The organism is Clostridioides sp. LIBA-7678, from assembly GCF_056716065.1.
This window is the reverse complement of sequence record NZ_CP196987.1, coordinates 958,573-973,546: the sequence shown is the minus strand read 5'-3', so window position 1 is coordinate 973,546 and position 14,974 is coordinate 958,573. Positions and strand designations below refer to the sequence as shown.

Annotated in this window: 15 protein-coding genes; 8 read left to right on the top strand and 7 right to left on the bottom strand. The window is 28.8% G+C overall.

Annotation, left to right across the window (positions count from 1 at the left end; all coding sequences use genetic code 11):
* The first annotated feature begins 13 nt into the window (after positions 1-13).
* The 7 genes from ACTG46_RS04800 to ACTG46_RS04770 all read left to right on the top strand — a co-directional run bounded on the left by ACTG46_RS04800 (position 14) and on the right by ACTG46_RS04770 (position 7,440).
* On the top strand, positions 14-916 hold the full coding sequence (locus tag ACTG46_RS04800) for an ABC transporter permease (RefSeq protein ID WP_074178288.1): 903 nt from the start codon (positions 14-16) through the stop codon (positions 914-916).
* The gene (locus tag ACTG46_RS04795; protein WP_054269498.1) at positions 903-1,658 is read left to right on the top strand and encodes an ABC transporter ATP-binding protein; all 756 of its coding nucleotides are present in this window, start codon (positions 903-905) and stop codon (positions 1,656-1,658) included. Before ACTG46_RS04800 ends, ACTG46_RS04795 begins: the two co-directional genes overlap by 14 nt.
* Before the next feature lie 95 nt (positions 1,659-1,753).
* On the top strand, positions 1,754-2,791 hold the full coding sequence (locus tag ACTG46_RS04790) for an ABC transporter substrate-binding protein (protein WP_054269497.1): 1,038 nt from the start codon (positions 1,754-1,756) through the stop codon (positions 2,789-2,791).
* Between the two features lie 795 nt (positions 2,792-3,586).
* Positions 3,587-4,489, top strand: coding sequence for an ABC transporter permease (locus tag ACTG46_RS04785; RefSeq protein WP_075050854.1), 903 nt, complete (start codon positions 3,587-3,589; stop codon positions 4,487-4,489).
* Positions 4,476-5,231, top strand: coding sequence for an ABC transporter ATP-binding protein (locus ACTG46_RS04780; RefSeq protein ID WP_021383597.1), 756 nt, complete (start codon positions 4,476-4,478; stop codon positions 5,229-5,231). The genes ACTG46_RS04785 and ACTG46_RS04780 overlap by 14 nt, the downstream gene beginning before the upstream one ends.
* Positions 5,232-5,369: 138 nt before the next feature.
* Positions 5,370-6,392, top strand: coding sequence for a CD0873 family tyrosine ABC transporter substrate-binding lipoprotein (locus ACTG46_RS04775; protein ID WP_231301033.1), 1,023 nt, complete (start codon positions 5,370-5,372; stop codon positions 6,390-6,392).
* Between the two features lie 31 nt (positions 6,393-6,423).
* The gene (locus ACTG46_RS04770) at positions 6,424-7,440 is read left to right on the top strand and encodes an ABC transporter substrate-binding protein (protein WP_479923696.1); all 1,017 of its coding nucleotides are present in this window, start codon (positions 6,424-6,426) and stop codon (positions 7,438-7,440) included.
* A gap of 196 nt (positions 7,441-7,636) precedes the next feature.
* On the opposite strand, the gene ACTG46_RS04765 is transcribed toward ACTG46_RS04770, so the two are convergent.
* The 4 genes from ACTG46_RS04765 to modA all read right to left on the bottom strand — a co-directional run bounded on the left by ACTG46_RS04765 (position 7,637) and on the right by modA (position 10,920).
* Positions 7,637-8,194, bottom strand: coding sequence for a sugar O-acetyltransferase (locus tag ACTG46_RS04765; protein ID WP_054269494.1), 558 nt, complete (start codon positions 8,192-8,194; stop codon positions 7,637-7,639).
* 5 nt (positions 8,195-8,199) lie between these two features.
* Entirely contained in the window at positions 8,200-9,276 is a 1,077-nt protein-coding gene (locus ACTG46_RS04760) for a sulfate/molybdate ABC transporter ATP-binding protein (protein ID WP_054269493.1), read from the bottom strand.
* Positions 9,277-9,960 (bottom strand): molybdate ABC transporter permease subunit, encoded by a 684-nt coding sequence (gene modB / locus ACTG46_RS04755; protein WP_054269492.1) that lies wholly within the window; start codon positions 9,958-9,960, stop codon positions 9,277-9,279. It abuts the gene before it with no gap.
* Positions 9,961-10,107: 147 nt separating this feature from the next.
* On the bottom strand, positions 10,108-10,920 hold the full coding sequence (gene modA, locus ACTG46_RS04750) for a molybdate ABC transporter substrate-binding protein (protein ID WP_054269491.1): 813 nt from the start codon (positions 10,918-10,920) through the stop codon (positions 10,108-10,110).
* Between the two features lie 192 nt (positions 10,921-11,112).
* Here modA and ACTG46_RS04745 point away from each other — a divergent pair, with 192 nt between their 5' ends.
* Positions 11,113-12,042, top strand: coding sequence for a substrate-binding domain-containing protein (locus tag ACTG46_RS04745; protein WP_407812107.1), 930 nt, complete (start codon positions 11,113-11,115; stop codon positions 12,040-12,042).
* Between the two features lie 166 nt (positions 12,043-12,208).
* Here ACTG46_RS04745 and ACTG46_RS04740 read toward each other — a convergent pair whose 3' ends face one another.
* The 3 genes from ACTG46_RS04740 to ACTG46_RS04730 form a co-directional block, all read right to left on the bottom strand.
* On the bottom strand, positions 12,209-12,658 hold the full coding sequence (locus ACTG46_RS04740) for a hypothetical protein (RefSeq protein ID WP_074178292.1): 450 nt from the start codon (positions 12,656-12,658) through the stop codon (positions 12,209-12,211).
* Between the two features lie 201 nt (positions 12,659-12,859).
* On the bottom strand, positions 12,860-13,840 hold the full coding sequence (locus tag ACTG46_RS04735; RefSeq protein WP_479923695.1) for an alpha/beta hydrolase: 981 nt from the start codon (positions 13,838-13,840) through the stop codon (positions 12,860-12,862).
* A gap of 173 nt (positions 13,841-14,013) precedes the next feature.
* Positions 14,014-14,868 (bottom strand): protein-ADP-ribose hydrolase, encoded by an 855-nt coding sequence (locus tag ACTG46_RS04730; protein ID WP_074178294.1) that lies wholly within the window; start codon positions 14,866-14,868, stop codon positions 14,014-14,016.
* Positions 14,869-14,974 lie beyond the last annotated feature (106 nt).

Sequence of the window (14,974 nt, the reverse complement as noted above, 5' to 3'; positions counted from 1 at the left end):
GGGTGTTTTATTTATGTCAGGTATTATATCTGTAATGACGCAAAGTTTAATTTTATCGATTATGGCACTGGGGGTTTATATAACTTACAAAATCTTAGATTTTCCAGATATGTCTGCTGATGGTAGTTACACAATGGGTGCTTCTATCGTAGCATTTTCTCTTACTAATGGTATTTCCCCTGTAATGGCAACACTAATGGCTATCTTATGTGGTTGCACTGCTGGTCTTGTTACTGGAATTCTTCACATTAAGTTTAAGATTTCTAACTTACTTTCTGGTATTTTAGTTATGGGAATGCTATACTCTATCAATTTAAGAATAATGGGAAAATCAAACATCCCTCTATTCAGTTTCAAGCACTTATTCAACGGAGAAATATCTCCTATAGTTTTAGCCTTAGTATTCGTTTTTATTTGTAAAGTCTTCTTAGACTTATTCTTAAAAACAGGTCTTGGATACACTTTAAAAGGTGTTGGTGATAACTCTCAAATGATTAAATCTTTGGGTATAAATATCGGCTCTATAAAGATACTAGGACTTATGATTTCAAATGGACTTATAGCTTTATCTGGTAGCCTTATGGCTCAGTTCTTAGGATTCTCAGATGTAAATATGGGTATAGGAACTTTGGTTCTTGGAATTGCATCTATAATAATTGGTATTACTTTATTTAAGAAATTCACTTTTATTAAAGATACTACTGCAATAATCGTTGGCTCTTTTATATACCAATTCACTATATACTTTGCAATGAGTTTAGGAATGTTATCAACCGACTTAAAACTTATAACTGCAATAGTTATAATTGCTTTCTTAGCTACTGGTAACTTAAATATTTCACTAAAAAAAAACAACCACAAAGCTAGTACCAAAAATAAATCAGAAAAAAGAGGTGTTATAGATGTTACAAATTAAAAATCTTTCAAAAAGTTTCCCTAATCCGTATGGTCAACCTAATACTATATTTGAAAATTTATCAATTGATATAGAAGATGGTGAATTTGTAAGTATCATAGGTAGTAATGGGACTGGTAAGTCTACTTTACTAAACATAATATCTGGACTTATAAAAGAATCTTCTGGAGAAATTACTTTAGATAATACTGCTATAACAAATTTAGCAGAATACAAAAGGACTCAGATAGTAAGTAGAGTTTTTCAAGACCCAAGCCTTGGAACTTGTCCTTCTATGACAGTTAGAGAAAACTTATCTTTAGCTCTTAATAAAGGTAAATTATTAAACCTAAGAAAGTGTCTTCGTCATAAAACGAATGACTTAGAACACTTACTTGAAGGAATTTCTTTAGACTTAAAAAAATATTTAGATATCAAAGTACAATATCTTTCAGGAGGTCAAAGACAGTCACTATCATTAATTATGTCTAGTCTAGCAAATCCTAAAGTTCTTCTGTTAGATGAACATACAGCAGCACTTGACCCTAAAACATCAAATGAAGTTATAGGGCTAACAGACAAGATAGTAAGAGAAAAAAATATAACTACACTTATGGTAACTCACAACTTAAAGCATGCTCTTCAATATGGTGATAGATTGATAATGCTTCATAAAGGCGAAGTTGTTTTAGATGTAAGAGATAAGGAAAAAGAACAATTAACAGTTGAAGAAATCTTAGAAAAATTCGAATATGCAGTTTAAAAAATAAAAAACTTAGTCTTAATCAAGTATACTTATAATCTTTTATATGAATATATGAACAAATATAATTATTAAATTTGAGGGAGGAAAATAAAATGATAAAAAGTAAAAAAATATTAAGTTTAATTATAGCAGGAGTACTTGGTGTATCAATGCTTACTGGTTGTTCTCAAAATGATGGCTCTAGTACTTCAAACGAAAAGGATAAAGCAGATAACAAAAAACAAAAAAATATAGGTATAACTCAATTAGTAGAACATCCATCTCTAGATAAAGCAAAAAAAGGATTCATAAAAGCACTTGAAGACAAAGGCTATAAGGATGGAGATAATATAAAAATAGACTTCCAAAATGCACAAAACGATATGCCTACTACACAAAGTATTGCAAGTAAATTCGTATCTGATAAAAAAGATTTGATATATGCTATATCTACTCCATCTGCTCAGGCAGCTTATAATGCTACTAAAGATATACCTATAATTATGACTGCTGTTACAGACCCTATAGAAGCTGGACTTGTTAAATCTATTGAAAAGCCAGGCGGGAATGTTTCTGGTACATCAGACTACCTTTCTATTGATAAAACATTGGAATTAGTTAAAACATTAACTCCAAAAGCAAAAAGAATAGGTGTTATATACAATACTAGTGAAGTTAATTCAAAAATCCAAGTTGATTCTCTACATGATTACGCTAAGAAAAATAATTATGAAGTTGTTGAAAAAGGAATCAGCTCTTCAAGTGAAGTTAATCAAGCTATTTCTAGCTTAGTTGGTAAGATAGATGTCTTATATGTTCCTACTGACAATTTAATAGTTTCTTCTATGCCAATAGTTGCTAAAGTTGCTAATGAGAACAAAATTCCTATAATAGCTTCTGAAGAAGGTTCTGTATCTTCTGGTGCTTTAGCTTGTTGTGGAATAGACTATGAAAAGCTAGGATATAAGGCTGGAGAACTTGCTATTGAAGTATTAGAAGGGAAATCTATTGGAGATATCCCAGTTACTATGTTAGATGAAACTGAAATAATAATTAATGAAGATACACTAAAAGCACTTGACATGCAAAAGTTATCAGCCGATAATATAAAGTATATAAAGTCAGATGAAAATACAAAATCTGCAGAATAATACTTATTAAATTTAACAAAGTAGGTAATATGAAAACTTTATATAATAAGTACTCTTATCCACCCTAACCCTTTGAAAATTGTGCTTATTTCAGCAATTCAAATATTGCATATAAAGTTATTCATTTTCCATAAAAGTCGTCTATACTGACGACTGATTATGAAAGTTATATAACTTTCTAATCACAACTTGAGCTGTCCAAAAGGATTTTAATATTCTTTAGACAGCTTTTTTTTATAAAATAGTATGAATTTATGTGCATATAGACTCTATATTTAGTAAATATTTTCACAATTTTTCCATGTCAACAAAACATTAGGATAACGTTTTTTCCAAATATCACATTAATTTGAAAGTTATATAAGTATACATTATTTAGTATTTTAATTAAATTTAGCAGTTGACTTTTATTATTGTATAATTTATAATTTATAACAAGTCGAGAATACATATAATTTTCTGACTAATTAAAATATTAAAAGGGAGAGATAATTATGAATACTTTATTAAACAATAAAAAATATTATTATTATTATAGCCACTATTTTTAGGGTTTGTACCTACGTTTTAACATAGATACAGGCCCCTTAAGACTAGTAAAATTTTGGGATTGTATCTATGTTGGCTATATTGTTTATAGAGTTTTCATTTAACTATATAAGAGCCACATAGATTAAACTATGTGGCTTATTCGTGTTTTTCACCACATAGTTTTGTATACTATGTGGTTTTTTTATACACAAAATTAGCAAATAATTAAAATTATAAAAATATTTTCAAAGGAGTGTTTTATTTATGTCAGGTATTATATCTGTAATGACGCAAAGTTTAATTTTATCGATTATGGCATTGGGGGTTTATATAACTTACAAAATCTTAGATTTTCCAGATATGTCTGCTGATGGTAGTTACACAATGGGTGCTTCTATCGTAGCATTTTCTCTTACTAATGGTATTTCCCCTGTAATGGCAACACTAATGGCTATCTTATGTGGTTGCACTGCTGGTCTTGTTACTGGAATTCTTCACATTAAGTTTAAGATTTCCAACTTACTTTCTGGTATTTTAGTTATGGGAATGCTATACTCTATCAATTTAAGAATAATGGGAAAATCAAACATCCCTCTATTTAGTTTCAAGCACTTATTCAATGGAGAGGTATCTCCTATAGTTTTAGCCTTAGTATTCGTTTTTATTTGTAAAGTCTTCTTAGACTTATTCTTAAAAACAGGTCTTGGATACACTTTAAAAGGTGTTGGTGATAACTCTCAAATGATTAAATCTTTGGGTATAAATATCGGCTCTATAAAGATACTAGGACTTATGATTTCAAATGGACTTATAGCTTTATCTGGTAGCCTTATGGCTCAGTTCTTAGGATTCTCAGATGTAAATATGGGTATAGGAACTTTGGTTCTTGGAATTGCATCTATAATAATTGGTATTACTTTATTTAAAAAATTCACTTTTATTAAAGATACTACTGCAATAATCGTTGGCTCTTTTATATACCAATTCACTATATACTTTGCAATGAGTTTAGGAATGTTATCAACCGACTTAAAACTTATAACTGCAATAGTTATAATTGCTTTCTTAGCTACTGGTAACTTAAATATTTCACTAAAAAAAAACAACCACAAAGCTAGTACCAAAAATAAATCAGAAAAAAGAGGTGTTATAGATGTTACAAATTAAAAATCTTTCAAAAAGTTTCCCTAATCCATACGGTCAACCTAATACTATATTTGAAAATTTATCAATTGATATAGAAGATGGTGAATTTGTAAGTATCATAGGTAGTAATGGAACTGGTAAGTCTACTTTACTAAACATAATATCTGGACTTATAAAAGAATCTTCTGGTCAAGTATTGTTAAATAAACACAACTTGTCTAACCTAGCAGAACACAGAAGAACTCAAATAGTAAGTCGAGTTTTTCAAGACCCAAGCCTTGGAACTTGTCCTTCTATGACAGTTAGAGAAAACTTATCTTTAGCTCTTAATAAAGGTAAATTATTAAACCTAAGAAAATGTCTTCGTTACAAAAGAGATTTCTTAGAAAATTTATTAGAAGGAGTGTCTCTTGATTTAAAAAAATATCTTGATGTTCAAGTACAGTTTTTATCAGGAGGTCAAAGACAATCACTATCACTAATTATGTCATGCTTGACAAATCCTTCTGTCTTATTACTTGATGAACATACAGCGGCACTTGACCCAAAAACATCAAACGAAGTAATTGAGTTGACTAATAAGATTGTAAGAGAAAAAAATATAACTACACTTATGGTAACTCACAACTTAAAACATGCTCTTCAATATGGAGATAGATTAATAATGCTTCATAAAGGTGAAGTTGTATTAGATGTAAAGGGTAAAGAAAAAGAGCAATTAACAGTTGAGGAAATCTTAGAAAAATTCGAATATGCCGTTTAAAATATATCTATTATATTAATTTAAGTTTAGTTTATTTCTAAAATAAGCTCAAAAATATAATAATTATGCTAACTTTACAATAATTCATATGAATATATGAACATATATAACAATAAAATTCTTGAGGGGGATATAAAAATGATTAATAAAAAAAGATTGGCAAGTTTAGTTTTAGCTGGTGCACTTAGTGTGTCTATGCTTACAGGATGTTCACAAGGTGGAGATTCTGGTAATTCAAAACAAGAAAGTGCTTCTAAAAATAAAGAAGTTAAAAAAATTGGAATAACTCAATTGGTTGAACATCCAGCATTAGATGCTACTAAGGCAGGATTTGTAAAAGCATTAGAAAAGAATGGATTTAAAGATGGAGAAAATATTGATATAGACTTCCAAAATGCTCAAAATGATATGCCTACTACACAAAGTATTGCAAGTAAATTTTCATCTGACAAGAAAGATTTAATATTTGCTATATCTACTCCATCAGCTCAAGCAGCTTTCAATGCCACTAAAGATATACCTATACTTATGACTGCTGTAAGCGACCCTGTTGCTGCTGGATTAGTTAAAACACTTGAAAAACCAGGTGGAAATGTTTCTGGGACATCAGATTTTGTTTCTGTAGATAAAGGCTTAGAACTTCTTAAAATATTTGCTCCTAAGGCAAAAACTATAGGAGTTATGTACAATACTAGTGAGGTTAACTCTAAAGTTCAAGTTGATGCCTTAAAGGAATATGCATCTAAAAATGGTTTTAAAGTTGTTGAAAAGGGTGTAACTACTTCAAATGAAGTCAATCAAGGAATTTCTAGTTTAGTTGGTAAAATAGATGTCTTATATGTTCCTACAGATAACTTAGTAGCTTCTTCTATGCCTATAGTTTCTAAAATAGCTACTGAAAATAAAATTCCTGTTATTGCAGCTGAATCTGGTCCAGTTGAAAAAGGTGCTCTTGCTTGTCAAGGTATAAACTATGAAAAACTAGGTTACAAAACAGGTGAAATGGCAGTTAAAATTTTAAATGGAGAATCAGTTTCTGATATGCCTGTAGCTACATTGGATGACACAGATATCATAGTTAATGAAGATATATTAAAAGCTTTAGGCATGGAAAAACCTTCTAATGATAATATTTCTTACGTAAAAACTAAGCAAGAATAGATATAATAGATTTTTTGAGGGAGTGGTCAAAATGAAACGAAGTAAACTAATAAATTTAACTTTGATTGGTGTTCTTAGTATATCTACCATTACAGGTTGCTCTAAGAATAATGAAGGTGATTTAGATGAATCATCCAGCAAAAACAATGATATAAAAAAAATTGGTATTACACAATTAGTTGAACACCAAGCTTTAGATGCATCTAAAGAAGGCTTTGTTAAAGCTTTAGAGGATAATGGTTTTAAGGATGGTAAAAATATAGAAATAGATTACCAAAATGCTCAAAATGATATGCCTACTACGCAGACCATAGCAAGTAAATTCGTATCTGATAAAAAGGACTTGATATTTGCTATATCTACACCATCTGCTCAGGCTGCATATAATGCAACTAAAGATATACCTATACTTATCACTGCTGTAACTGACCCTGTCTCTGCTGGATTTGCAGATTCTTTAGATAAGCCAGGTAAAAATGTTTCTGGAACTTCTAATTTTACACCGATTGAAAAAAGTATGGAAGCTCTTGATGTACTAGGTCCCAAAGCAAAAACTATAGGTGTCATATACAATACTAGTGAAGTAAATTCTAAAGTTCAAGTTGATAATTTGAAAAAATATGCTACTAATAAAGGGCTTAAAATTGTTGAAAAGGGAATTAGTTCTTCTAGCGAAATAAATCAAGCAGCTTCTAGCCTAATGGGAAATGTTGATGTTATTTATGCTCCTACAGACAATTTACTTGCATCTTCTATGCCTATAGTATCTGAACTTGCTACTAAAAATAAAATCCCTATAATAGCAGCAGAAGAAGGAATGGTAAAAGGAGGAGCATTGGCTTGCCAAGGTATAAATTACGAAAAATTGGGCTATAAAACTGGTGAGATGGCTGTCAAAGTACTAAAAGGAGAATCTAAAGTTTCAGATATGCCTATAACAAGTTTGGATGAAACTAATTTAATTATTAATGAAGATATATTAAAAGCACTTTCTATAGATAAACCTTCCGACAATAATATAGTTTACGTTAAGACTGAAAATAAATAATTTGACTACTCTAGTTTGAACGATATAAAATTAAATATATTTTCTCTATAATTACTATGCCTGTTTCTATAAGTTTTTTAAAACAAGAAACAGGCATATATTTTTACTTTAGTATCTTTTCTACTCAAAATTATGTATAAACATTCTTAATTTATTTTTATAGACTTTACTTTTCCAGGCTTTATATAATCAATATTTAGTCCTCTATTTTCTTTATTACTCTGCATGGATTTCCAACAGCCACAGTATCTGATGGAATATCTTTTGTCACAACACTTCCTGCACCTATTACTACGTTATCACCTATAGTAATACCTGGAGTTATGATTACTCCACCACCTATCCATACATTATTACCTATCTTTACAGGGGAACCATACTCTATACCCGAATTTCTAAGTTGTGCATCCATTGGATGATAAGCTGTATAGATTTGAACATTGGGCGCTAGCATTACATTATCACCAATTTCTATTTTACATACATCTAAAAAGATACAATCATAATTTGCAAAAAAATTTTCACCTACATGGATGTTATATCCATAATCACATCTTATATTTTGTTCTACATTTATTTTACTACCTACTGAACCAAATAGCTCACTTAAAATTTCTTCTCTTTTCTCATATTCATCCTCTAAAGTATTATTAAATAGTCTAGTTAATCTTTTACATTTCTCTCTTTCTTTTACTAGAATTTTATCACTTGCATAATAGCCTTTGCCTGACAACATTTTTTCTTTTTCAGTCATATAATTTACTCCTTTTCGTTATAATTGTTTCTAAAGCAAAATAAATATTCCTGTGGAAAATCTAAATAAATGCTGTCTCCATTTTTAAATCTCATTTTACTTTTTTCTAATTCTATTTGAATAGGCATATACTGGTTAGATAAGTCCTGTTTTCTAACGTATATAGTATATGTAAATGGATTTTCTATAATGTTAATCAATTCAAAACATAGCTTTCCACTTAAATCTTCATTAGAATCCAAGACATTAATATGATGCTCTCTGATTCCCACATATTCTATATTATCGCCTATTTCTCTATTTAATGTCAACTCGCATCCCCAATCTGTAGCATAAACAGTATTTTCATCTATTCTGTTTAATTGAGATATATTTTTACATCCTGTTATCTTTGCTTCCATAAGGTATCTTGGGGATTCAAATAACTCTTTTTTAGGTCTTTTTGGAAGGCCTTCCCCTTTGTTGTATACCATAATATCATCACAAACTCTATAAGCTTCCTCAATGTCATGAGTGACAAATAATATGTCTCCTTTATAATCCTTTAGCATATTCATAAGTTCTTTTTCCATATTACTTCTTAAATGATGGTCTAGTGCTGAAAACGGCTCATCTAGAAGTAATATATCTGGAGATGTTGCCAATGCTCTAGCTAATGCTACTCTTTGTTGCTGACCGCCAGATAATTGCCAAGGATATCTCCTCTCAAACCCATTCAATTTAAGTATATCTAAGTATCTTTCTACTATTTCCTTTTTTTCATCCTTACTCAGTTTTAAAAGTCCAAGCTCAATATTTTGGCTTACAGTCATATGTGGAAACAAAGCATAGTTTTGAAATAGAAAACCTACTTTTCTTTCTTGAGTTGACAAATTTATCTTTTTTTCAGAATCAAACAATACTATATCGTTTAATACAATCTTACCTTTTGTTGGTTTTTCAAGCCCTGCTATACATTTTAGTGTCATACTTTTTCCAGAACCAGATTCTCCTAGAAAACCTAAAATTCCTTTTTCTTGTTCAATTTTTACCTTTAATTTAAAAGAGGATAAATCTTTTTCAATATCTACATATAAGCTCAATTATCTACACCTCTTTCCTATAATTTTCTGCTGAAATTCAGACCAATAATTTAACAATAAAATCATTGCTATAGATATCACTACAATAATCATAACCCACATCATAGCTTTATTCATATCTCCACCTTCCACAGCAAAAAATATAGCTATTGGCATAGTTTGAGTTTTTCCAGGTATATTACCAGCTACCATAAGTGTTGCTCCAAATTCTCCAAGAGCCCTAGCAAATGACAACACCAGTCCACCAATTATTCCAGGCCATGCTAATGGAACTGCAATCTTAAAAAACACTTTCCATTCATTAAGACCTAATGTTCTCGCAGCTGACAACATATTATTATCAATCTGTTCAAATGCTGACCTTGAAGTTCTGTACATCATAGGAAAAGACACCACTACTGCTGAAATTACAGTTGCTGTCCAACTAAATATTAAAGTCTTATCAAAACTTAACAAAAACTTACCTACAAAACCATTTTTTCCACATAGCAATAATAAAAAGAAGCCTACAACTGTTGGTGGCAAAATCAATGGGAGTGTAAATAACCCATCTATAAGACCCTTCCACTTGCCTCTATAATTAGCCATAATATATGACACAAATATTCCTATTATAAAAGTTATCACTGTTGACAAAAAAGATGTCTTAAGTGATATCCATAAAGGCGACCAATCTGTTCCCATTTTTCCCTCCTTAATTTTAAATGGAAATAGTGAAATTAATATGTCTATTAACTTCACTATTTCCATTTTATTATAATATACAATTATTTTCAATTTTCATTTATTTATATATAATTTATACTTAATATACATAACTTATTTGTAAACTTATTCTACTTTTTTGTACCCAAATTCTTCAAAAATCTTTTGACCTGCATCACTTAACAAAAACTCTTCAAATTTCTTAGCCGCATCTACATTTTTACTAGCTTTAATTACTGAAACTGGATATGTAATAGGTGAATGAGTTTTTTCATCTGTTTTTTCAACTACTTTTATCTTATCATTATTAACAGTATCACTAAAGTAAACGAATCCAACGTCAGCATTTCCTGATTGTACCCATGCTAAAACTTCTTTTACATCTTTTGCAAATACTAACTTGTCTTTTAATTTATCTTTTAAATCTAAATTAGTTAATACTTCATCTGCATATTTCCCTGCTGGAACACTTTCAGCTTCACCAACAGCAATTTTCTTTACTTTATCCGATGTCAAATCTTTCATACTAGACACATCACTATCAGTAGAAGAAATAAGAACTAAATCATTTTTTACTAAGTCTTTCGTTGTATCAGAAACTAATAACTTTTCTTCATCCAATGCCTTCATTTGTTTTTGTCCTGCTGAAATGAATAAATCACATGGTGCTCCTTGTTCTATCTGTTGTTGTAACGAGCCTGATGCTCCATAGTTAACTATAAGTTTTACATTTGAATCAACTTTTTTGTATTCTTCTTCAAGCTTTGCCATTGCTTCTTTTAAACTTGCAGCAGCCGATATGTTTAACTCTACTGTATCACTACTTTTATTTGTTTTTTCTTGTTTTTCATCATCTTTCTTGCTTTCATTACTATTGCATCCAACTGTCCCCAAAGTTAAGCATGCAACTAGCCCTAATATTCCCAATATTTTTTTCATAACAATCTCCCTTTTTGTAAATTTGATACACATTTCAATATGTTTTATCATGTTTTATCATGTTTTGTTACGTATAACTTAATTATATATACCTACTAATAAATTTTCAAGTAAATTATTTATATTACTTTTAAATATTTTCCTACATTTTTCTTTTTTTAATGTTAAAATAACCTTATATGGAGGTGTATTATGGACTCATTATCATCTTTGACGCCTGTCGAGGTAGCTGAATTATTAAAGATAACAAAAAATACTGTATATGAATTAATCAAAAGAGGTGAACTTCCTTCTTATAAAGTAGGGAAAAAAATAAGAGTTGATATTAAAGATGTTGAAGAATATATCAATAGTCAAAAGACTGGTAAAATAAAAGATACACAATTTAACAATAAAAATATATCTATAAATAATAATTTTAAAGTTATTATTTCTGGTCAAGATGTAATATTAGACATTTTAGCTAGGTCTGTTGAAAAAAAATTAGATGGAGTAAATACATTTCGCTCTTATATAGGTAGTTATAATGCTTTATATGAATTATATAATGGTAGGGTTTCTATAGCATCATCTCATCTATGGGATTTTGAAACAGATGAATATAATAGCACTTTTGTTAAAAAACTATTGCCAGGAATCCCATGTGTTCTTATAAATTTAGCTTACAGAATGCAAGGTTTTTATGTTGCTAAAGGTAATCCTAAAGAAATAAAAGCTTGGGAAGACTTAATTAGACCAAACATAACTCTTGTCAACAGAGAAAAGGGTGCTGGTACTAGAGTTTTACTTGATGGTAAACTTAGACTTCTAAATTTTAATGGTAACTATATAAAAGGTTATGACAATGAAGAATTATCACACCTTGGTGTTGCAAGTACTGTTTCTCGTGGAATAGCTGATGTTGGTTTAGGGAATGAAAAAGCAGCATTACAAGTAAATAATATTGACTTTATTCCTCTTCACAAGGAACGTTATGATTTAGTCATCAAAAAAGAAGACTTACAAAATCCAGTTTACCAAACCATAATTAACATAATAAACTCAGTTGAATTTAAGGCTGAACTTCAAGGTCTTGGTGGGTATGACTTAACTGATACAGGTAAAATCATAGCAGAAGTATAGAATCAAAATCGCAATCTATTTCATAAGACTTATAATTTTTCACAAAACTTATAACTTAAGGTCAAAATAAATTGCGATTTTTTGTGCATTTTTAAAAATATTTACCATATTAAATTTAGCAGTTAATACAAATTTCAATATAGTGAATTTCATAGTACTATTACATTTAATAGATATTCACATAATAGTACTTTTCCTTAACATAGATTAGCATATGATGTATTCTAACAAGCAACACTCTTCCTTTATTATATATATGTGGCAATATGTATGAATTTAATACATTATATACAATATTGCTTTCTTCTTGTATTTTTTCAACTAATAAATTATTTATAAAAGTATCCTTTTCATTTTCAATAACTTTACACCAATTTATTTTAACTTTTAAGATATATCTTCCCACTAGGTATATACATTCTACAATAAATAACAAAAATACAATATAATCAGTACCTCCTAGCTGATATAAACTTCCCGATACCAATGGTTTTGCAAAGAAATTATAAAAGTTTAAAGTATCTCCTGTATAATCAAAAAGTATTAATAGTAATCCTAACCCCCTTAACACTTTCATATTCAACATGTCTTTATCTTTATTATCTTTGTTTTTCATATATACTACCTCTCTTTTCTTTAGATTTTATTGTAATATAATACTAACTCTTTCATTTGAGGTATAAATGAATTTAATTGGTAGTTATTTTCATTTTTACTAGAAATTAATTCACATTACTAAACATTATTTATATTTCAACATAAAAATAGCTTATCTATTTTTGATAAATACCAAAATAAATAAGCTATTAATATGCAATTAATTTTTATCATTAACAACATTACTATCTATAAATTTAAAAATTTTATTGAAATATACTGTTTTATCATGCTCATATCCATCAACATGACCAACACCTTCTATAAGCCATATCTCTTTTTTATCGTGTTTAACTAAATCATACATTTTTTGGCTATTTCTATAATCACAGACATTATCTTCTGTTCCATGTATAAATAGTATAGGGACATTAGACTTTTTAACTGCCTCATCTGGTCTTACATCACTGTACCAAAATCCAGATTTAAACTTATTGTATAAATCTCCACATGTTATTACATAATCGACTAATACCTTTGGTATGCGCTTTTCTATTACTCCCATTCTAATCGCTTCTCTCATTTCAGAATAAGGAGAATCCAATATATAAAAATCCACATCTCTATTTTTAGAGTTTATCTCTGTATGCATAGCAGCTGTTCCTGCACCCATAGAAAATCCATGTATTCCTAATCTTCCATCTGGAAATTTATTTTTTATAAATTTAACTAAACTATCTAAATCATACCTTTCATAAAGGCCAAATGTATAATTATCGCCTCCACTATTACCTGTGTTTCTTTGATTATAAATTAATACATTATAACCTTTATCTAAGTATCCATATGCTACCTTTAGCATTTCATAGTGGCAACTTCCTATTCCATGAACAAGTATAATAGTATCTTTCGTCTTTATATTTGACGTTATAAAAATACTTTCAAGTTTGTAATTATTAGAACTTTGTATCATTAATTCATCTGTCTTATAGTTTTTTAATTTCTCTAGAGGCTTATCTTTTCTCTTAGAAAATACTTTTATCACATCTTCTTTTTTTATTAGTTGTTCTGAACCAACTGAGCTATCATAAACTAATTTACCAAATATATAAGATACAATTAATAGAATTAACAGAAACACAACTGATATAATTATAACTTTATCGCTTAAATTAATATAATTTTTAAAATTATTTTTCATATTTATTTACCATACAATTTCCTAGATTATATTTTTAAGTAATAGAACAATTACTTATATTACCCTTATGATTTCTATTATACCCATTAATGTACTAAAATTACAAATTTTATTTAGTATTAATAAATTATTATATTATATAATAAAGATTTTTAGAATTTTATTATATAATATTATTTAAATATTCTTCTGTATTTTTCTTCTTCCTCTTCAGTAAACACATTAAATACAACTTTTAAGTTTTTCTCAGGATTTTCTTTTAACCATAATCTAACTCTGCTTACAGCAAGATTAGCTGCTTCTTTTTTTGGATACCCAAATACTCCTGTAGAAATTCCACAAAAAACAATATTTTTTATTTCATCAATTTCTTTTATTGTGTTTAAACATGATTTGTAGCAATGAAGTAGTTGCTTTTCTTGTTCTTTACTTGGTTGACCACCAGATACAATAGGACCAACAGTATGTACTACAAATTTTGAAGGTAGGCAATAACCTCTTGTTATTTTAGCATCTCCAGTATATTCTAAATGACCTTGTTTTTTTATTATTTTATCACAATCTTCTCTAAGCCTAGGACCTGCACATGAATGTATCTCATTATCTACACATAAATGTAATGGTTGTAAGCATCCTAATAGCTTATTATTTGCAGCATTCACTATTGCATCTGCTTTTAAACTTGTTATATTACCTCTCCATATAGCAATACCTTCCTCTACTTCTTCTATATCATTTACATCTACTAACTCTCTTTCTTCACATTCAATTAACAATAAATTATGTAACATATTAAGTATTTCTGGAGCAATTTCTTTTGGTGGATATACATTCAAAAGTCCTCTAAGTATATCTCTAGGCTTAATTTCGTCATTTGATAAATTGTATATTTTAGAAGGAATTTCTTTTGAAAAATATGCAATTAAAGTGTTTATATTTTTCTTTCTTTGTTCGTCAGTTAGAGGCTTGATACTTTTATCAAAATCCTCAAATAAATTTACATCATCAGCATAATCTCTCCACTTCATAGCCATCTCTCCATTCTCATATTTTAGGATTGTAAAATAATTATGTATTATGTACATGTTTATTTATTTCTATAAACACTTACATAAATCCTGTTAAAAGTGTAAA